Source organism: Lysobacterales bacterium, from assembly GCA_016703225.1.
Lineage (GTDB): Bacteria > Pseudomonadota > Gammaproteobacteria > Xanthomonadales > Ahniellaceae > JADKHK01.
The window spans coordinates 264,655-284,849 of sequence record JADJCM010000002.1 but is presented as its reverse complement, the minus strand read 5'-3'; the positions used below and the strand labels follow the sequence as shown (position 1 = coordinate 284,849).

General features: G+C 66.1%; 12 protein-coding genes. 7 read left to right on the top strand and 5 right to left on the bottom strand.

The features are described 5' to 3' along the window. Window positions 1–391: 391 nt before the first annotated feature. Window positions 392–2,443, bottom strand: coding sequence for an elongation factor G (locus tag IPG63_09830; protein MBK6727543.1), 2,052 nt, complete (start codon window positions 2,441–2,443; stop codon window positions 392–394). 340 nt (window positions 2,444–2,783) lie between these two features. On the opposite strand from IPG63_09830, the gene IPG63_09825 reads away from it, so the two are divergent. Continuing rightward, the gene (locus IPG63_09825) at window positions 2,784–3,254 is read left to right on the top strand and encodes a glycine zipper 2TM domain-containing protein (protein MBK6727542.1); all 471 of its coding nucleotides are present in this window, start codon (window positions 2,784–2,786) and stop codon (window positions 3,252–3,254) included. Window positions 3,255–3,277: 23 nt separating this feature from the next. On the opposite strand, the gene IPG63_09820 is transcribed toward IPG63_09825, so the two are convergent. The 3 genes from IPG63_09820 to IPG63_09810 all read right to left on the bottom strand — a co-directional run bounded on the left by IPG63_09820 (window position 3,278) and on the right by IPG63_09810 (window position 7,720). Next, on the bottom strand, window positions 3,278–3,994 hold the full coding sequence (locus IPG63_09820) for a sulfotransferase (protein MBK6727541.1): 717 nt from the start codon (window positions 3,992–3,994) through the stop codon (window positions 3,278–3,280). Continuing rightward, window positions 3,918–4,604, bottom strand: a complete 687-nt coding sequence (locus IPG63_09815) for a hypothetical protein (GenBank protein MBK6727540.1) — start codon at window positions 4,602–4,604, stop codon at window positions 3,918–3,920. Before IPG63_09815 ends, IPG63_09820 begins: the two co-directional genes overlap by 77 nt. A 155-nt stretch (window positions 4,605–4,759) precedes the next feature. Next, window positions 4,760–7,720, bottom strand: a complete 2,961-nt coding sequence (locus tag IPG63_09810) for a hypothetical protein (protein ID MBK6727539.1) — start codon at window positions 7,718–7,720, stop codon at window positions 4,760–4,762. A 245-nt stretch (window positions 7,721–7,965) separates the two neighbouring features. On the opposite strand from IPG63_09810, the gene IPG63_09805 reads away from it, so the two are divergent. From IPG63_09805 to IPG63_09795, 3 genes are read left to right on the top strand one after another with little or no spacing between them, the layout of a single operon-like run. Then, the gene (locus tag IPG63_09805; GenBank protein ID MBK6727538.1) at window positions 7,966–10,560 is read left to right on the top strand and encodes a bifunctional aspartate kinase/diaminopimelate decarboxylase; all 2,595 of its coding nucleotides are present in this window, start codon (window positions 7,966–7,968) and stop codon (window positions 10,558–10,560) included. Beyond that, window positions 10,557–11,906 carry an endonuclease domain-containing protein gene (locus IPG63_09800; protein MBK6727537.1) on the top strand — a complete coding sequence of 450 codons (1,350 nt, stop codon included), beginning with the start codon at window positions 10,557–10,559 and terminating at the stop codon, window positions 11,904–11,906. Before IPG63_09805 ends, IPG63_09800 begins: the two co-directional genes overlap by 4 nt. Beyond that, the gene (locus tag IPG63_09795) at window positions 11,893–13,263 is read left to right on the top strand and encodes a UDP-N-acetylmuramoyl-L-alanine--D-glutamate ligase (GenBank protein ID MBK6727536.1); all 1,371 of its coding nucleotides are present in this window, start codon (window positions 11,893–11,895) and stop codon (window positions 13,261–13,263) included. Before IPG63_09800 ends, IPG63_09795 begins: the two co-directional genes overlap by 14 nt. 1 nt (window position 13,264) lies before the next feature. On the opposite strand, the gene IPG63_09790 is transcribed toward IPG63_09795, so the two are convergent. Next, a complete protein-coding gene (locus tag IPG63_09790; GenBank protein MBK6727535.1) occupies window positions 13,265–13,720 on the bottom strand; it encodes a cytochrome c in 456 nt (151 codons plus the stop codon). Between the two features lie 135 nt (window positions 13,721–13,855). On the opposite strand from IPG63_09790, the gene IPG63_09785 reads away from it, so the two are divergent. From IPG63_09785 to IPG63_09775, 3 genes are all read left to right on the top strand, one after another. Then, entirely contained in the window at window positions 13,856–14,641 is a 786-nt protein-coding gene (locus IPG63_09785) for a dienelactone hydrolase family protein (protein ID MBK6727534.1), read from the top strand. 234 nt (window positions 14,642–14,875) lie between these two features. Continuing rightward, window positions 14,876–17,146, top strand: a complete 2,271-nt coding sequence (locus IPG63_09780) for a hypothetical protein (GenBank protein MBK6727533.1) — start codon at window positions 14,876–14,878, stop codon at window positions 17,144–17,146. Window positions 17,147–17,290: 144 nt separating this feature from the next. Continuing rightward, a complete protein-coding gene (locus IPG63_09775; GenBank protein ID MBK6727532.1) occupies window positions 17,291–20,179 on the top strand; it encodes an EAL domain-containing protein in 2,889 nt (962 codons plus the stop codon). The last annotated feature ends 16 nt before the right edge of the window (window positions 20,180–20,195 follow it).

The following is a 20,195-nucleotide window of genomic DNA, read 5'->3' as shown; positions in this document are numbered from 1 at the left end:
GCGGCGCCGCAGCGCGTTGGCGATCCACTGCAGCAGGAGCGCCGCGGCGATGGCCCCCAGCGCGAGTCTGGTGGCGCCGCGTTGAAACGCGCGCAACCTTTCCGCCCGCTCGGTGCGCACGCTCGCGCTGCAATCGCGATCGCTCGCTGCCTTGCTGGCGATTTCGTCCGACCGGGCGCAGGGCGCATCGACATCGATTCCATTGTGGACGACGAACAGCGCCAGCAACGCGAACGCGGCGATTGCCCACACCGCGCGCAACAACGCGGCGCGATACGCGCGTGCGTCGGCGCTGCCGCTCCAGACCACGCGCTCGTTTGGCAGCGTGTGGACCGGGAATTGCAGGCGCGGGTCCAGCAGCGGGGCGTTCTCCTCTGTCGGCGAGATCAAGTCAGTCTTCCTCGACGCGCGGCTTGTAAGCTTCCATCAGCTGCTTCTGGATGTTGCCCGGAACCGCTTCGTAGTGACTGAACTCGATCGCATAGCGGCCGCGACCGCCGCTGACCGCCTTCAGTTCGTTCGAGTACTCGGTGACCTCGGCCAGCGGCACCTGCGCCTTGATGATGATCTCGCCACCGCGACCGGCGTCGGTGCCGTTGATGCGCGCACGTTTGGTCGCGAGCCCGCCGGTGACGTCACCCATGCAATGGTCGGGCACTTCGACGTCGAGATTGACGATCGGCTCCAGCACCATCGGCCGCGCCTTGCTGATCGCATCCAGAAACGCCTTCTTGCCGGCCGACACGAACGCGACTTCCTTGGAATCGACCGGATGATGCTTGCCGTCGTAGACGATCACGCGCACGTCCTGCAGCAGGTAGCCGGCAACCGCGCCGTGTTCCAGCACCTGGCGCACGCCCTTCTCGATCGCCGGCAGGTACTGGCCGGGAATGGAGCCGCCGACGGTGTCGTCGACGAAATCGAAACCCTCGCCGCGCGACAGCGGCTCGATGCGCAGGAACACTTCGCCGAACTGCCCGGCGCCGCCGGTCTGCTTCTTGTGGCGATGATGGCCATCGGCCTTGGCGCTGATGGTCTCGCGATAGGCGATGCGCGGCGGGCGCGATTTCACCTCGACCTGATAGCGGTCCTTCATGCGCTCGAGCATCACCCGCAAGTGCAACTCGCCGAGGCCGCGGATCACCGTTTCGTTCAGTTCCTTGTTGTGCTCGATGCGGAAGCACGGGTCCTCCTCGGACAACTTGTGCAGCGCCGTCGCCAGCTTCTGCTCCTGGCCCTTGGTCGCAGGTTCGATCGCCAGCCCGAACATCGGCTGCGGGAAATCCAGCGGCTTCAGGTGGATCTGGTCTTCGTCGTGCGAATCGTGCAGCACCGCATCGAAGTGCATCTCGTCGACCTTGGCCACGGCGGCGATGTCGCCCGGAATGGCATCGTCGATCTCGACATGCTCCTTGCCGCGCAGCTTGAACAGGTGCCCGACCTTGAACGGCTTCTTGCCGTCGTCGACGAACAACTGGGTGTCGCGGCGCACCGTGCCCTGGTAGACGCGGAACACGCCGAGCTTGCCGACGAAGGGGTCGTTGACGATCTTGAAGACGTCGGCGATGACGTGTTTGCCGGCATCGGGCTCGGAGCGGAACGGTTCGGCATCGGCGCCGCTGCCGCGCACGAACAACGGCGGATTGGCCTCGCCCGGATGCGGCATCAGCTTCTCGAACAGGTCGAGCAATTCGCGTACGCCAGCGCCACTGCGTGCGGAAACAAAGCAGATCGGCACCAGATGCCCCTCGCGCAGGCACTGCTCGAAAGCATCGTGCAGTTCCTGACCGGACAATCCCGACTCGCCCTCCTCCAGGTAATGCCCCATCACCGTCTCGTTGATCTCGACGACCTGGTCGATGATGCGCTGGTGCGCGGCCGCAACCGAAGAGAAGTCGGATGCGCCATCGGGCTTGAAGAAGCAGTCGACCACTTCGGCACGACCCTTCGCGGGCAGGTTGATCGGCAGGCACTCGTTGCCAAAAGCTTCGCGCAACTGCTCAACCAGCAACTCCAGGTCGGCATCGGCATGGTCGATCTTGTTGATCACGATCAGCCGGCACAGGCGCCGCGCCTTGGCGTGCTCCATCATGCGCATGGTGCTGTACTCGATGCCGGCCACGGCATTGACGACCACGGCGCAGGTCTCGACCGCACCGAGCACTGCCAGCGTCTGGCCGCGGAAGTCCGGATAGCCTGGGGTATCGACGAGATTGACGTGGATGCCGCCGTGGTCGATCGAGGCCAGCGAGGTCTGGATCGAATGCTGGCGCTCGCGCTCCATCGGATCGTGGTCCGACACCGTGGTGCCGCGCTCGACCGAGCCTGCCGTCTGGATTGCGCCGCCGGCATGCAGCAGGGCTTCGAACAAGGTGGTTTTGCCGGCGTCGGAATGACCGACGAGTGCGATGTTGCGGATCTGTTCGCTGGTATAGCCAGGCATGGCGCAGTCCTCCCGGGGGTTGAGGTCCGGCAACCACGACAGCGCTGACTATCGGGGCCACCAGTCGGTGATCGAACGCAGGGTCAGGCTTGGATCGTCTTCCTCGGACTGCGGCCGGTCAAGCCCGGAATGCGAAGCTGAATGTCCGGCAGGCACCGTCGCCCCCAACCCGCGTGGATTCAGAGCGAATTCAGCCCGCCGACCACAGCATCCCGGCCACGCACGCTGTCACCCAAGGAGAACCCTCATGCGTATCTTCGCCCAGTCGCTCCCTATGCTCGCCGCAGTCCTGTGCTCGGGCGGCGCGTTCGCCTGGAATGACGACCTGCCGGAATACGAGATGGCCCGCGTCGTCGCGGTCGACGCGATCATCGACTACGTCGACGAACCGGTCTCGCGCGAAGTCTGCTGGAACGAACCGGTCGAACGCTACGAGCCGCGCTATCGCTACGAGTCGCGCCGCCACCGCGACCGCAGCGGCGCCACCTTGCTCGGCGCGCTGATCGGCGGCGCACTCGGAAACACCGTCGGCCATGGCGACGGCCGCCGCGCCGCGACCATCGCCGGTGCCGTCATCGGCGGAGCCATCGCCCACGACGAAGCGCACCGCCCGCGCTACCGCGACGTCGGCGGCCGCTACGTCCGCGATCAAGAGCAACGCTGCGAAACCCGCACCGAATACCAACGCCAGGAACGCGTGGTCGGATACGACGTACGCTACGACTACCGCGGCCGCATCTACCACACCCGCACCGACCATCACCCCGGCGACAGCATCCGCGTCGAGGTGCGGGTGGTGGCAGTGCCGTGAGCCACCTCGACCCCAAAAGGATCTCAGCGGAGCATGCCCAGCGCTCGCAAGCGCTGCGCCAGCGGCTGGATCTCGGCCTCGTAGGCCCGCCACTTGGCGATGCTGGGTCGACTGACCTGCTTCCGCACCTGGACCGCGCTGGCAGTCGCAACCGCCGACTGTCCTAAGGAACGGGGCATGCCCGCTTCGAATGCGATTCCCAAATAGGCCATTGCCTCGCGTAGGGTGCGCTCGGGATCTTGGGTCAGCTCCGCGTACGACACATCGTGGATGCGCCCGGGGTACCGTTGGCGCCAATGCACCATCAGGCGATGGTAGTCCGCATAGTAGTCAGCCAATTCGATCTGGTCATAGGAGTAGGCACAGGCATCTGAAAACAGTTCGCGCAGATTGGAGAAGCAGGTTTCCATGGGATCGCGCACCAGGTGCAAGATCTTTGCATCTGGCAAGGCCTGACAGATGAACCCAATGTGGAGGAAGTTTGAAGGCAACTTGTCCGTGAAATGGCGCGCCGCGCCTCTGCGCCATGCGCCGCTCTCCAGGTAACGCCGCCCCACGACGCCAAGGTCGATGGTCTGCGCACAATCGACGATGGTCTCGTCGACGACGCCCTGGCACCGATGATCCGCAGCGAAGCACAGTGCGTGACTGAAGTCGTAGAGTTCACCGAGCGCCTTGACCTGAGGATGTGCCGACAGCAGGGATTCGAGCAGGCTGGTCCCGGAACGATGCATGCCCACGATGAAGATCGGTACCGCCCCCGCGTGGACTTCTGACTACCTCCGCCGGACGTGAGCAGCTCTGGATGAGCCGGTTCACGAGCCGGCGACTCTGTTCAGCCACGTAGTTCAACGTGTTCCGTTTCGCAACGCATGCGCGCGCGAGGGCCTCCCACGAATCCCCGAATTGACCCAGGTGATCCAGCGCCAAGTGGAGGGCAAAGCCCAACATGGCCTGGTCCACCGGCCCATGGGAACGCGTTTGCAGCTGCCGCCGTACCCCGCGAACGACCTCTCCGGCGTCCGCTACCTGCAGGTTCTTCGATAGCAGCCACCAGCCCTGCCCGAGTTCCGGCGCCCGACGCATGCAAAGTCGGATCTCACGCGTGCACTCCTCGAACCGTCCCAGAAACATCAATACCTGCCCCCTCGACAGGAGCGTCGGCGGGAAGTCGGGGTCTGCCCGTTTCGCCTCGTCCAGATACTTCAGCGCACGTGCCTGATCTCCCAGTGCGCTGACGTTTCTCGCCGCGGTCAACAACACGGGAATGGGCAAGCGTTCGATCGGGCCCAGTCGATCGACGTAGGCGAACATCTGTTCGGCAAGATTGAACGCACGCAGACGGTTCATCACCGCCCGAGCCTCATCGACGCTCCGAGGGAGTGTCGCGGCCGCACGCAGGGCATCGGAATGGGCGTTTCGGTACGAGTCAATCACAGGGGACAGAAAAAAGGCGGCCCCACGAGTGGGGCCGCCAAGAGTACTGCATCAGGCAACAACGTCGATCAGTAGTCGAATTCGACCGTGAACCGCACGGAGCGCGCCGGAACCAGCGACAGCGGCCGGTAGCAACCCGGATCGGTGGCGCCGAACTCGAACTCGCACTGCTCATTCACCGCGGTCACTTCACGATCATTGGTGAGGTTGAACACGTCAGCCGACAGACGCAGGCCTTCCAGCCATTCTGGCTGATAAGTCACGTTCAGGCCGAAGTTGTGCTGCCACTGCAGACGACCAGCGGTACCGCGCGGAACGAGCTCACCGTTGCAGTACATCGCGTAGCCCGCATAGCCCTCTTCCAGCCAATGTCCGTCACCCCAGGTGCCATCCTCGTTTTGCGGAACCGCGCCGAGGCAGTTCAGCGGACGACCACTCTGGATCAAGACATTGGCGCCCAGGCGCCATTCGTCATTGACTTGGTATGAGCCAAATACCTTGACGGCGTGACGCCGATCATTAGGCAGATAACCCAAGCCGCCGTCGGCCAAAGACGGATAGTCGTACCCCGCGGAAATACCCGCATCATCCTGCCCGATATCGGACTTGACGTAGCCTTCGGTGTTACCCCAACTCTTCGACCAAGTGTAGGAGCCCTGAACGGTCCACTTGCCGTCGAACACGCGTTCGAAGAAGAATTCCGCGGCCTTGTAGGTACGCTTCGCCTTCGGAAGACCCAGTGCGTCGGCAGGGATAGTAACCAACGTGAGGTCGGCGCCCCCGAGGTCCACGTTGGCGTGCAGATCCTCGCCGACGTTCATCAGGAAGCAGTGGGTGACCGTGGTGCCGATGACATCGGCCTCTGCCTCGGAGTACCCATTTGCCAAGGCCCACTCGTATGGCTGCGAGTACGAGCAGTAGTCATCCATGACCGTGCTGAGATCGCGGTATACCGTACGAACGCCGCCCACCCAGTTGTCGCTGAGCTGCATCTGGAAGCCAAGGATGTATTCGTCCTGAAACATGGGCTTGATGTCTGGATCCACAACGGTGCGCGGATCCTTCGGCAGGCCATCCGAAGCCACAAAGGTGTTACCCAATTGCGCGCCCAGGCCCGGGTTCTCGTAGATGTCGTTGCTGAAGGTTCCATCGAATGCAAACCACTGAGTCACGTCGTACTCGGTGCCGGAAAGGCGCAGGTTGGTGTTGCCCATGACCGGAATGTAGTAGCGCCCTGCGTTACCGAAGAGTTTCAGCGACGCATCGCCACGCACGTCCCACGAGAAACCGAGCCGCGGCGCCCAAGTATTGTCGATCTTGATGAAATCCATTCCCTGATCGTTCTTGTTCGTGAACGACTCGTTGCGGATACCGCCGTAGGCCAGGAAGTTGTCCGTGATCTGCCAAGTGTCCTCGACATACCATGCTGAATTTTCCAGCGTAAACACGCCCCCGTTGCGGAACGTGCGAATCGAAACGTAGTCCAACGGAGCGCCGGTCGTATTGGTGTAACCAGAGTTGGCGATCGTGGCTCCAGGTGCCAGTCTGCGAATGAGACGTACGCCGCCGTCACCCGTGTAGCGCCTGCCACCCAGGAAGTCGTACTGTTCGTTGTCAAGACCAAAACGGAGAGTGTGGTCGCTCACCCGCCACTCACCGTCGATTCGGTATGCGTCACGCTCCTCGTTCGCATCCGGATTGTCGATGGCTGACGTCGTCCAGCAACCGTGCCGGACAGTGACCGCGGCGCGGCGATCCGACACGTAGTTGCAAGACGCCGAACCAACCTGCGACGTGTGGTCGTACTTGCCGATGCCATAGAGTGCGCTGAATGTGAGGTTGTCGCCGAAATAGCCCGTCCATTTGGCGATGTAGTTGTCACCGCCATACTGGTACGCATCCGGCAGCAGGGCACTTGCCCGTTCGCGGCCATAGGGAGTTACCGAATTCCACGTTCCCACCTCCTGTTCTTCGCGATCGCGGAAGGCCGTGACCTCCAGGATATGGTTGTCGGTGATGTACCAGTTCACGTTGCCGTAGAACATCGGCGCGTCGGAGGTCGTCTCCGACTGTGTCACGTTGCTGAACGACCTTTGGTTGGTATCTGTCGCTTGGCCCAACACATAGAAGAACAGCCTGTCGTCGACGATCGGGCCGCTCGCGTACGCGTTGTAGATCATCGAGTCGCTGTAGCTATCGGTATTGACGGCAGCCCACTGTCCGTCTGCTTCATCGGGATTCGCCGGAACGAAGCGGATGGAACTGCTGCGCATGCTGTCCGGCGAGTAGATCGCGTTTCCGCCAAAATGCCACTCGTTCGAACCACGCTTGCCGATGACGTTGACTACGCCACCCAGCGATCGGCCGAACTCCGCCCCGTAGCCACCGTTCTTGACCTGAGTCTCGGAGATGGCTTCGAACGGCAGTTCGCTGAACGCCACGCCATTGATCAAGTTGGTGACATTGAAACCGTTGATGTAGTAGACGTTCTCGGCGACCGACGATCCGCCGAAAGAAGCCAACTTGCCGTTCTGCTTCTGATCGTCGCCCAAGCGGCTGTCGCCCAGTGTAGTTCCTGGAGCCAGCAGTGCCATGGATGTCGTATCACGAGCGACAGGCAAGGTGTCGATCTGAGCTTCCGTCAACACGACCGTAGACTCGACCGACGAGATGTCGATCGGGTTGATGGCACCACCCGTCACTGTGACAGTTTCCAGCGAAGTCGCCTCGGAGAAGTCGATGTTCGTCGTGGTACCGACGCTGATCCGAATGTCCCGCGCTTCGCTGCCGTTGCGCGTGAGCTTGTAGCTGCCAGTCGGCAGCTGCGCCATGCGATAGACTCCATCACTGCCCACCGTAACTGTGCGCGTAAGGCCGGTTGTGGAACTCGTGACGGTGATGGTATCTCCGGCCTTGGCCTGGCCACTGACCGCACCAGCCGTGTTGGTCTGCGCCTGAATGGCGCCGGCCATCGTCAAACCGATCGCGAGCGCGAGCGCCGAACGCTTGAATTGATTGCGTTGAATCACTTGGAAACCTCCAGAAATAGGGTTAGCCCTTGGTGTCGAAAGCGGGCTGCGCTCACGCCACCACGCCGCTGCTGTTGCAACGTGGGCCGGACCGTACCATGGGCGTTAAAAATCTGTAAATATGACCGCGTCAACTGCTGCGCCGCAGCAAATTGCCCTTTCCGGTCAGGGATCTGGCCGCGATTGTGGTGCGGACGCCACTAGCATGTCGTGAAATTTCCACAGCTTCGGAGCCTGCCACATCCATGGATTTCGTCTCGCCTTCCAGCCCCTGCGCCCGCTGGGCAGTTCTCAAGTTCGGTGGTACCAGCGTCGCCACGGCGGCGCGCTGGCGCACGATTGCGGAACTGGCGGCGAAACGGGTGCGCGCGGGGCTGCGGCCGGTGATCGTGGTCTCGGCGGTTTCGGGGTTGACCAACCAACTGCAGGCACTCATCGACCGCGAGCTCGATGCCGAGGCGCTGGCTTCGGAAACGGCGGCGATCCGTGAGCGGCATCTGCAGTTGATCGAGGAACTCGGCATCGACGCGCCGGCGACGACGCTGCAGTGGCTCGATCGGCTGGCGACGCTCGCGCAACAGGCGCCCACTCGGCGCGGCGAGTTCCGCTGGCAAGCCGAACTGCTGTCGATGGGGGAGTTGATCTCGAGCTCGCTCGGCGCCGCGTTTCTCGCCTCGACCGGTCTGCGCTGCGGCTGGCTGGATTCACGACAGTGGCTAAAAGTCGAACCACGCCCGAACCAGAGCGAGTGGTCGCGCTGGCTGTCGGTGTCCTGCGCGACACGCAGCGAACCGGCTCGCGTCGCCGAACTGGCGCAGACGGCCGACTGTTTCGTCGCACCCGGCTTCATGGCCAGCGATGCCGAGGGTGCGACCTGCATCCTCGGTCGCGGCGGTTCGGATACGTCGGCGGCGTATCTGGGTGCCCTGCTCGGCGCCGAGCGCGTCGAGATCTGGACGGACGTGGCCGGCATGTTCTCAGCCGACCCGCGCCAGGTGCCGAATGCGCGCCTGCTCTCGCGGATCGACTACGCCGAGGCGCAGGAAATCGCGACCACCGGCGGCAAGGTGCTGCATCCACGCTGCATTGGCCCGGTGCGTGAGTCCTCGGTGCCGATGTGGATCAAGGACACGCAGCGGCCGGAGCTGGACGGCACCGTGATCAGCGACGACGTCGCCCGCGACGTACTCTCGGTGAAGGCGATCAGTTCACGTCGCGGCATCATGCTGGTATCGATGGAAACGGTCGGCATGTGGCAGCAGGTCGGCTTCCTCGCCGACGTGTTCGCGCAGTTCAAGCGGCACGGCCTGTCGGTCGACATGATCGGCTCGTCGGAAACCAACGTGACGATTTCGCTCGACCCGACCGAGAACCTGGTCAATTCGAACGTGCTCGAGGCCCTGTGCGCCGACCTCGCGGCGATCTGCCGCGTCAAGGTGATCGGACCGTGCACGGCGATCTCGCTGGTCGGGCGCGGCATCCGCTCCCTGCTCGGCAAACTGGGACCGGTGTGGAACGTGTTCGGCGCGATGCCGATCCACCTGATCTCGCAAAGTTCGAATGACCTCAATCTCACCTTCGTCGTCGACGAGGCACGTGCCGATGGCCTGGTGCCGCGCATCCACGAGGCGCTGGTCAAGGGTGGCGCGTTGCGGGCCGACGACAGCCGCGTGTTCGGACCGAGCTGGGCGTCGCTGTATCGCACTGCGGCCACGTCGCCCGCGGAATGGTGGCGCCGCGAGCGCGAAGCGCTGCTGCGCCTGGCCGCGGAACGCACGCCGCGTTACGTCTACCATCGCGACACCATCCGCGAGCGCGCCGCACAGTTGCGCGCGATCACCGCCGTCGACCGCTGGTTCTATGCGACCAAGGCGAATGCGCATCCGGCCGTGCTGCGCACGATCGCGGACGCCGGCTTTGACCTGGAATGTGTGTCGCCGGGCGAGATCGAGCATGCGCGCGCCACCTGTCCGGACGCGCGCCTGTTGTTCACACCGAACCTGGCGCGGCACGAGGACTATCGCCGCGTCGCCGCCACGCCGGCGCTGCTGACGATCGAACATCTCGGCAGCTTCGCCGAACTCGGCGACTTGCTGCGCGGTCGCGAAGTGTCGCTGCGCATCGATCTCGGCAGCGGCCACGGCCACCACGACAAGGTGCGCACCGGCGGCGCCAAGTCCAAGTTCGGCATCGGCGTCGACCAGCTCGGTGAAGCCGTGCGCCAGGCGCAGGAACATGGCCTGCGCATTGGCGTACTGCACGCCCATCTGGGCTCGGGCATTCTCGATGCGGCGCATTTCGGTCGTGTCTACCAGGACATGATCAGCCTCGCCGAGCAGGTGGCGAGCGTGCGTGCGCTGAACATCGGCGGCGGCTTCGGCATCGCTGCGCACCCCGATGACAGCGCGCTCGACCTGGCCCGCGTCGCCGAACTGCTGGTCACGATCAAGCACTCGCATCCGCAATACGAGTTATGGATGGAGCCTGGTCGCTACCTCGTTGCCGAAGCCGGCGTATTGCTGGCGCGCGTGAACGCGGTCAAGCAGAAATATGGACGCAACTTCGTCGGCCTGGATGCCGGCATGCACAACCTGCTGCGCCCGGCGCTGTACGACGCCCACCATCCGATCGTGAACCTGTCGCACCTCGATGCGCCGGACACACTGCGCGCCGACATCGTCGGTCCGATCTGCGAGAGCGGCGACGTGCTCGGCGGCGAACGCGCGCTGCCGGCCACCGCGGTCGACAATGTGTTCCTGATTGCCCAGGCCGGCGCCTATGGTGCGGTGATGGCCTCGAACTACAACCGTCGTGCCGCCGCCGACGAGGTGATGCTGTGAGTATTGAACACCCGCGTGATGCCCAGACCTTTCATTTCGTGCGCGCCGACTACGATGCGGCCAGCGCCTCCGCCGCGCTGGTGTACCGCTTCGACGACGGCCCCGAACTGACCGAGACCATCCGCTTCGCGGACGCTGCATTGGCCATTCCTGCCGGCCGCGAAGCGGCACTCGCAGCATCGTTGCGCCTGCTGCATCTGATCGCCGGCATCAGCTACTACAAGGCCGCGGTGCCGCCGCAGATCGCCGTCGATGGCGCGCCGCTCGACGCCGCACTTGCGGCCTTGCTCGACGAGATCTACCTGCACGGCCTCGGCGAATTCGCGCATCGCAACCGCCTCGACCTGCGCGGTCGCATCGATTTTCCGCACGACGCCCACGTCCCGGACGTTGCCGCGCGCGTCGGCCTGCCGCGGCGCACCCTGGTGCCGATCGGCGGCGGCAAGGATTCGCTGGTCACGGTCGAACTGCTGCGCGCCGCGCACGAGCCGATGACGGCGGCCTGGGTCGGCCGCTCGCCGCTGATCGCCGCCTGCGTCGAGCGCAGCGGCTTGCCGCGACTGAACATCGAGCGGCAGATTTCGCCGCTGCTGTTCGAGATGAATCGCAACGGCGCCTGGAACGGGCATATCCCGGTCACCGCGATCAACTCGGCGATCCTGGTCTGCGCCGCGATCCTGCATGGCTTCGACGCGATCGCGTTCTCGAACGAACGCTCGGCCTCGAGCGCGAACCTGGTCCACGACGGCTTTGCGGTGAACCACCAGTGGAGCAAGTCGATCGACTTCGAGCGCGCGTTCCGCAACTACGTGAGCACGCGCGTCGCTGCCGACCTCGACTACTTCTCGGTGCTGCGGCCTCTGTCCGAACTCGCGGTGACGCGCTTGTTCGCACCGCTGACCCAGTACCACGACGCGTTCTCGAGTTGTAACCGCAACTTCCGCATCCTCGGCGACAAGCCGGCCGAGCGCTGGTGCGGACAGTGCCCGAAATGCCATTTCGTGTTCCTGGCGTTGTCGCCGTTCCTGCCGAAAACACGATTGGTCGCGATCTTCGGGCGCAACCTGCTCGACGACGCCACGCTCGCCGCCGACTTCGACGCCCTGCTCGAAGTCGGTGCGCACAAGCCGTTCGAGTGTGTCGGGGAAGGGCGCGAGTCGCGCGCGGCGATGGCCGCACTCGGCGAACGCGCCGAGTGGCGCGAGGACGCGCTGGTCGCGCGCTTCCGTGCCGAGATCCTGCCGATGCTCGATCGCACGGCACTCGAGCTGGCGCCGCTGATGAATGCCGACGGCCCGCACCATCTGCCGGCGCGCCTCGCCCGCGTGTTCGATGCGCTGGGCTGAGCTTGCCGACCGTCGCGTGGCGGTGCTCGGCTTCGGTGCCGAGGGCCGCGCCGCGCGTCGCGCATTTCGTGCGCGCTTTCCGGAGCAGGCGCTGCATCTGTTCTGCAGCGCGGATGAAGCGGCCAGTGCGGCGAGCCTGGGCGATGCGCGCCTCACGATCGACAGCACGCCGGCGACCGTCGAGTCGCTGCGCGCATTCGAGATCGTGATCAAGTCGCCCGGTGTCTCGCCGTACCGGTCACCACTGCCGGAAGCGGCTGCGGCGGGGGTGCAGTTCACTTCCGGCAGCGCCATCTGGTTCGCCGAACATCCGCAGGCCAACACGATCGCGGTGACCGGCACCAAGGGCAAGAGCACGACCACGGCCCTGATCGCGCATCTGCTGCGCGCGGGCGGTCATCGCACCGCGCTCGCCGGCAATATCGGCCTGCCGCTGCTCGACCTGCCGGAGGACGAAACACTGACGGCACACGTCATCGAACTATCGAGCTTCCAGTGCCACGACTTCGCCGGCAGCGCGCGCGTCGCGCTGATCACCAACCTGATCGAGGAGCATCTGGACTGGCATGGCTCGGGCGAACGTTACGTCGCCGACAAGCTGCGCATTCTGGGCGATCGCAGCCGCACCATCGCGGTGCTGAATGCCGAAGACGCGACCCTGTCCGGCCGCGATGTCGCCGGCGACGTGCGCTGGTTCGGCGGTGCGTCCGGCTGGCATCTCGATGCGAGCCACGTGCTGCGCGACGAGCAACGCGTGGTCGCCATCGCCGAGCTGCCACTGCCAGGCCGGCACAACGCGCTGAACCTGTGCGGCGCTCTCGCCGCGATCGAGGCTGCGGGCTTCGATGCAGCGATGCTGGCGACCCACGCGCGCAGCTTCGTGCCGCTGCCGCACCGCCTGCAGACGCTCGGCGTGCGCGATCGCATCACCTTCATCAACGACAGCATCGCCACCACGCCGCAGGCGGCGCTGGCCGCGTTGTCGCACTTCGCCGGGCAGGACATCGCGCTGATTCTCGGCGGCCACGAGCGCGGTCTCGACTGGACTGCCTTTGCCCGCGCGGTCGCCGCCCGACCACCACGCGCCATCGTCGCCACTGGAGCGAGCGGAGCGCGCATCGCCACGACGCTGGCGGCACACGGTCTCTCAGCCGGGGTCCGATCAGAACCGGAGTTCGATGCCGCGTTCGCGCTTGCTCGTGGCGCCCTCGAAGGCTCGGGCGTCGTGCTGCTGTCGCCGGGTGCGCCGAGCTTCGGCCAGTTCCGCGACTACAGCGAACGCGGCCGCCGCTTTGCCGAACTGGCCGGATTCGATCCGACCTCGATCGCCACCATCGGCGGCCTCGGCATCGCCTGAATCAGTCGGCGCGGAAGCGCTCGTGACAGCCCTTGCAGGCCTTGCGCGTGCGCTCGAAGGCGGTGCGTATCGGCTCCTCGGCTGCGCCCGCGGACGCGATGCGCAACTGGTTCGACGCCGTCTGAAACTCGCGCAGCGCGTCTGCAAAGGCTTGCGGTTCGGTCCAAATCTCGGGCAGGGCGTCGGTCTTCTCGACCGCGTCGCTGCCCGGCGCAAAGGCCTCGTCGAGCTGCACCGCCGCGAAAGCGACGGCGATCGAGCGCCGCTTCAATTCGGCAGCGCTCCAGGCGCGCTCGCCCTTCAGCATCGCCGCGATCGGCCCGAAGTTCCAGCCGATGGTGGCGTACAGCGACTGACGGTAGCGGATCACCTCGTCGGCCTCGCGCACCGGCGCCTGCGCCTGCAACGGGGCGACGGTCATTGCGGCGAGCAGGGTCAGGGCGATGGCTGGACGCATGGTCAACTCCGGGTTCGGGACGGTGCAGGATAACGCCCAGTGTGGCGCACCCGCGCGCATGCGCGGCGTGATGACGCGCGCGCCATCGATCGCGGCTTCGCTGCTAGATTGCCGGCCAGATTCCGGAGGTCCGCCATGAAACTGCACGCATTCGTCCTGTCCGCGCTCGCCCTGCTGCCGATCGCCGCATCCGCGGAGATGCAGGTGCGCAAGCTTCGCTACAGCGTCGATGCCACGAGCGTCGAGAGCGTGCTGGTCTACGACGATGCCGGCGCCAAGCGCCCAGGTCTGGTGATGGTGCCGAACTGGATGGGCGTGAATGATGCCCAGATCGCCAAGGCCGAGGCCATTGCCGGCAGCGAGTACGTGGTGCTGGTCGCCGATGTCTACGGTGTCGATACGCGCCCGACGAATGCGGATGAAGCCGGCAAGGCCGCGAGCGCGATGTACGCCGATCGTGCCGCCCTGCGCGCGCGCGTGAATGCCGCGCTCGATCAACTCGCATCCGCCAGCGATGTTCCGCTCGATGCCGCGAAACTCGGCGCGATCGGCTTCTGCTTCGGCGGCGCGACCGCGCTCGAACTCGCGCGCAGCGGCGCCGACCTCGCCGGGGTGGTCAGCTTCCACGGCAATCTCGGTACCGACCTGCCGGCCCGCAGCGGCGAAGTGAAAGCGCGTGTGCTGGCGATCAACGGCGCCGATGACCGCTACGTCCCCGCGGAACAGATCAACGCATTCACCGCCGAAATGGCCGGCGCCGGAATCGACTGGCAATTCGTCAACCTCGGCGGCGCCGTGCACTGCTTCGCCGAAGCCGACGCCAACTCCCCCCCGGGCTGCATCTACAACGAACGCGCCGCCAAACGCGCCTTCGCCATGATGCGCGCGTTCTTCGCCGAGGCGTTTGCGGTGCACCCCTGAGGGCGCTTCCCGGGTAGCTAGGTAGTCCTACCTAGTCGCGCCGCCGCGACGTGCAAAGCCGCGTGCTGTCTGCGTCTCCGGCCTTCGTCCCGATGCACGCGAGGGATCATAGGTAGTCGCACGGATAGTGCCGCGAGGACGCAATTTCTAGTCTGGCCGCAAGCGTCAAGCAGCGGCCCGGCCAACACGACCAGACCACCGTGAGGACGCAACCCCGAATCAGGAGTGCGTGACATGCGTCTGGCAAACATCCTTACCCCACTGGCTCTGGCGAGCCTGCTGTCCTCCCCGACGCTGCTGCACGCGGCAACCTCCACGCCGATCGACCCGGACCTCGTCCATGCCGACCTGCCGGTTCCGGGCAAGGCCATCGACTGGCAGTCGGTGCGCCGCGAACAGGCCCAGTTCCGCGCCGCGCAGCGCTTGGCGACGATGGCCAAGGGCCCAGTGGCGGCCACGTCCGCCATCGCCGATATTGCGATCGCGCAGGACGGTTGGTATCGGATCAGCTTCGACGATCTGGTGGCCGCAGGCATCGGCATCGACGCCGTGGCGGCCGACCAGGTCGCCCTGACCCGAGCCGGCGTCAAGGTGCCGTTGTTCGTGACCGACCCGACGACGTTCGGCAAGGGTTCGAGCATCGAGTTCTACGGCGAAGCGGTGCGCAACAGCTTGTACACCGAGACCGCACACTACCGTCTACTGATCGACCGCCGCTCGGCACTGCGCTTCAAGGACGTCGGCTCCGATGCCACGACCACGCCGACGGAAAGCGTCTTGGTATCCACCGAGTTCGCGCCCGAGCGCGAGTACACCTTCTCCGCCCCGGGCAAGGACCCGTGGGCCGCCAAGCGCATCGTGCGTTCCGACTCGAACGGCGTCGCGGCGACCGAGTCCTTCGACCTCGCGCCGGCGTTCGGCAAGAGCGAATCGAACCTGGTGGTGTCGCTGTGGGGCGGGCTCGACTACGCCGCGCTGCCACCTGATCACAGCGTGCGCATCCTGCTGAACGGTTCGGAAGTGGCACGCGAACGCTTCGATGGCCTGTTCGCGCACGTGATCAATGTGTCGCTGCAAGACTCGCAGTTGCGAGCCGGCGGCAACGAGCTGAGCGTGGAAGTTCTGGCCGACACCGGCTACAGCACTGATGTCGTCTATCTCGACTCCTTCGCGATGCAGTACGAGCGCAGTCTGGATCTGTCCGCGGGCGCGTTCACGTTCGACGTCGCAACCACCGACAATCACGCCGCATTCCGTGTCGCCAATGCCGACGGCGATGTGTTGATCCTGCGCAACCGCGGCGGCGCGCTGGCGCGCGTCGGCGGCATCGGCGATGCCGACAACAGTTACCGTTTCGCATTCTCGGCGCGACGCGGCGACCGCGTCATCGTGCTGCGGCCAGGCCAGCCGCAGGCGGTGGTCGCGATCGCGCCGGCAGGCGCGGTGATCGACCCGACCCCGGGCGCCGCCGCACAATTGCTGGTGATCGCGCACCCGAGCTTCGTCGACGCGATCCAGCCGCTGGTGGAAGCGCGCCGCGCCGCCGGCATCAGCACCCGCGTGATCGACGTCGAAGCGCTGTATGCCTTCCACAGCAACGGCCAGCCCGACCCGGTGGCGATCCAGGCCAGCATCGAGTACGCCCACAACCGCCTCGGCACGCGCTACGTGCTGTTCGTCGGTGACGACAACTTCGACTACAAGGACCGCCTCGGTCTTGGCGCCGTCAGCTTCGTGCCGACCCAGTACGCACAGACCACGCCGATCGTGCGTTTCGCTCCGGTCGACAGCCTGTACGGTGACGTCGGACTCGACGGCGACCAGGACGTGGTGATCAGCCGCATGCCGGCGCGCACCGTGTCCGAACTGCAAGTGATGGTCGCCAAGGCGATCGACTACGCCACCCAGGCCAACCGCGGCCACGCCGTGTTCGCGACCGACCGCGCCCAGCCGGGCCTGTCGTTCCTGGCCGCCTCGCAGCAGATGCAGTCCGACCTCGGCGCCAGCTGGAGCGTGCAGCGCGTCGACCTCGATACCTACGCCACGACCATGGTCGCCAGCGCACGCAGCGACCTCGCCGCCGCACTCGCCTCCGGCCAGTCCCTGACCAGCTACTACGGCCACGGTTTCCCGGGCGCATGGGGCAGCGACCGCCTGCTCGCCGCGAGCGACATCAGCGCCATCGCCGACGTGCCGCCGACCGCACTGGTGCAGTTCGCCTGCTGGAGCACCTACTTCGTCGATCCGCGCAGCGAGTCGCTGGCGCATGCCCTGCTCGCGAACCCCGGTGGCGTCGCGGTCATGATCGGCCAGAGCGCGCTCGGCTACACCCAGAGCAACACCGAACTCGCCCGCACCCTGCTGCCGCGCCTGGCCACGCTGTCGATCGGCGAAGCCCTGCTCGCCGCCAAGGCCGAACTCGCGACCAGCGCGACCACGCTGCCGGACGTCACCGTCGGCGCGCTGATGCTCGGCGACCCCACCCTCCAGGTCCGCGCTCCGTAATCGGGACCGCGCACCGCAACGCACGATCGCGGGGCGCCAGGGAGGGCGCCCCGGGTCGACCACCCGACCACCCCGACCACGACGTGGCCACGGCTTCCGCACAGGATGTATCTTCCCCGCTGCGCACACCGAGTCGAGGACGCCATGAGCGACCCCCAGATCACAGTGAAGCTGCTGCTGATCGACGACGAGCCGGACGATGTGCTGCTGGTGCGCGAAATGCTGGCGCAGGCGGACCCGGGCACACGCTTCCAGATCGACGATGTCGCCACCAAGGCCGCCGCGCTGCCGCTGCTGGCGCGCCATGAACACGACATCGTGCTGCTCGACTACCAGCTCGGCGGCGCCAGCGGACTCGACCTGCTGCGCGAAAGCGCCGGCGACGCGCAACGCCCGCCCTGCATCGTGCTCACCGGACATGGCAGCGGCGTGGTCGACCAGCACTGCCTCGATGCCGGCGCCGTCGACTACCTGACCAAGAACGCGCTGACGCCGCAGTCGCTGGCGCGCAGCATCCGCTACGCGCTCGAGCGCCACCGCCTGTACCGGCTGGCCGCGCGCCGCGAGCAGGAATACCGGCTGCTGTTCGACCTGAGCCCGGTGCCGATGTGGGTGATCGAGCCGCAGAGCACGCGCGTGCTCGACGTCAACAGCGCCGCGCTGCGCCAGTACGGCTACAGCCGCGAGGAGTTCCTGGCGCTGTCGCTGCTCGACCTGCGCCCGCCCTCGGAACACGCGCGCTTCCTCGAACACTACGCCAAGCACGGCGCCAGTGCCGACCAGGTCAACGCCGGGGTGTGGACCCATCGCCGCAAGGACGGCAGCGAGCTCGACGCCGAAGTGATCCGCCGCGACCTGGTGATCGACGGCGAGGTGCGCCGCCTGGTGCTCGCCCTCGACATCAGCGAACGCCTGCGCAGCCAGAAGCAGATGATGCTCCTGCAGCGCGCGATCGAAGCCTCCACCGACGGCATCGTGCTGGTCGACGCGCTCGCCACCGAGCAGCCGCTGGTCTACGTCAACCCGGCATTCGAGCGCATCACTGGCTACGGCTCCGCGGAAGTGCTCGGTCGCAACTGCCGCTTCCTGCAGGGCACCGACCGTGAGCAGCCGCAGCTGCGCGAACTCGCCGCCGCGCTCGCCGCAGGGCAGCGCTGCGAGGTGGTGGTGCGCAACTACCGCCGCGACGGCTCGCCATTCCTGAACCGGCTCAACGTCGCGCCGGTGTTCGACGACCGGCAGCAGCTCAGCCACTTCGTCGGCGTGCTCTCGGACGTCACCGAACAGGTGCGGCTGCAGGAAGAGCGCAACCGCCTGCTGTCCAACGACGCCCTCACCGGCCTGCCGCACTACGCCGCGGCGATCGCGCGCCTGCAGCAACGGCTCGACGAAGCTTGCGTGCGCGGCGACCACTTCGCGATCCTGTTCGTCGATATCGACGCCTTCCACGCCATCAACGACTCGATCGACTTCGGTGCCGGCGACGCCGCGTTGTGCGCGGTCGCGCGGCGACTGCAGACGTCCACCGGCATGGACGCGCTGGTCACGCGCTATGCCGGCGACAAGTTCGTGATCGGGCTATCGCGCAGCGACGCCACCCATGACCTCGCCGGGCTGGCGCAGCACATCTGCGACCGCATGTGCGTACCGCTGCCGGTCACCGGGGTCGGCCTGCTGCACCTCACCGCATCGGTCGGCGCCGCCGAACACCGCGTTCCCGCCGACACCGTCCCCGAGCTCACCCGCCAGGCCGAGTTCGCGATGCACAACGCCAAGCAACGCGGGCGCAACACTGCGTCGGTGTTCGAGCAGTCGCTCAAGGCCATCCTCGACGACCGCATCCTGCTCGGACGCCGCATGCGCGCCGGCGTCGAGCGCGGCGAGTTCGTGCTGCACTACCAGCCGCAGGTGAATGCGCAGGACGGGCAGGTGGTCGCGGTCGAGGCGCTGGCGCGCTGGCAACACCCCGACCTCGGGCTGCTGCCGCCGCAACGCTTCATCCAGATCGCCGAAGCCAACGGCCTGATCCTGCCGCTCGGCCTGCACCTGTTGCGCGTCGCCTGCAGGCAACTGCGGCAGTGGAACCAGCAGGGATTCCCGCAGCTGACCATGAGCGTGAACATCTCGCCGGTGCAGCTGCTGCGCCCGGGATTCGTCGCCGAGGTGGCGCGCGTCGTGCGCGAGGAGGAGATCGATCCCGGCGCGCTGGAACTGGAGTTGACCGAATCGCTGCTGATGGCCGACATCGACCAGTCGCTGCCGGCACTGCACGCGCTGCGCAAGATCGGCGTGAAGCTGGCGCTGGACGACTTCGGCGTCGGCTACTCCAGCCTCAAGTACCTGCAGCGCATGCCGCTCGACCGGCTCAAGATCGACCAGGGCTTCATCGCGCGCATCGCCCGCGAAAGCACCGACTCGACGCTGGTGCGCGCGATGATCGCGATGGCCCACCACCTCGGCCTGCGCGTCACCGCCGAGGGCGTGGAGAGCGAGGCGCAGAGCAACTACCTCAAGCGCTGCCACTGCGACCAGTTGCAGGGGCACCTGTTCGCGCCGGCGCTGGAGCCGGCGGCGGTGGTGGCGCTGCTGCAGCGCTCGCACCTGGCCATCCCCGAACCCGAGGCGGCCGGCAGCGAACGCACGCTGCTGCTGCTCGACGACGAGGACAACATCCGCCGCGCCCTGGTGCGCCTGCTGCGCCGCGATGGCTACCGCATCCTGGAAGCGGCCCGCGCCGAGGACGCATTCGAGCTGCTTGCCAACCACGAGGTGCAGGTGGTCATTTCCGACCAGCGCATGCCGGCGATGAGCGGCACCGAGTTCCTGAGCCGCGTCAAGGCGATGTATCCGAAGACCGTGCGCATGGTGCTGAGCGGCTTCACCGACCTGTCTTCGGTCACCGCCGCGATCAACCGTGGCGAGGTGTACAAGTACCTGACCAAACCCTGGGAGGACGAGGACCTGCGCGCCAACGTGCTCGATGCCTTCCGCCGCGCCGAACAGCAGGAGGAACGTCATGGTGCCGGCGGGTGAGCGCGAGCGGGGCGCA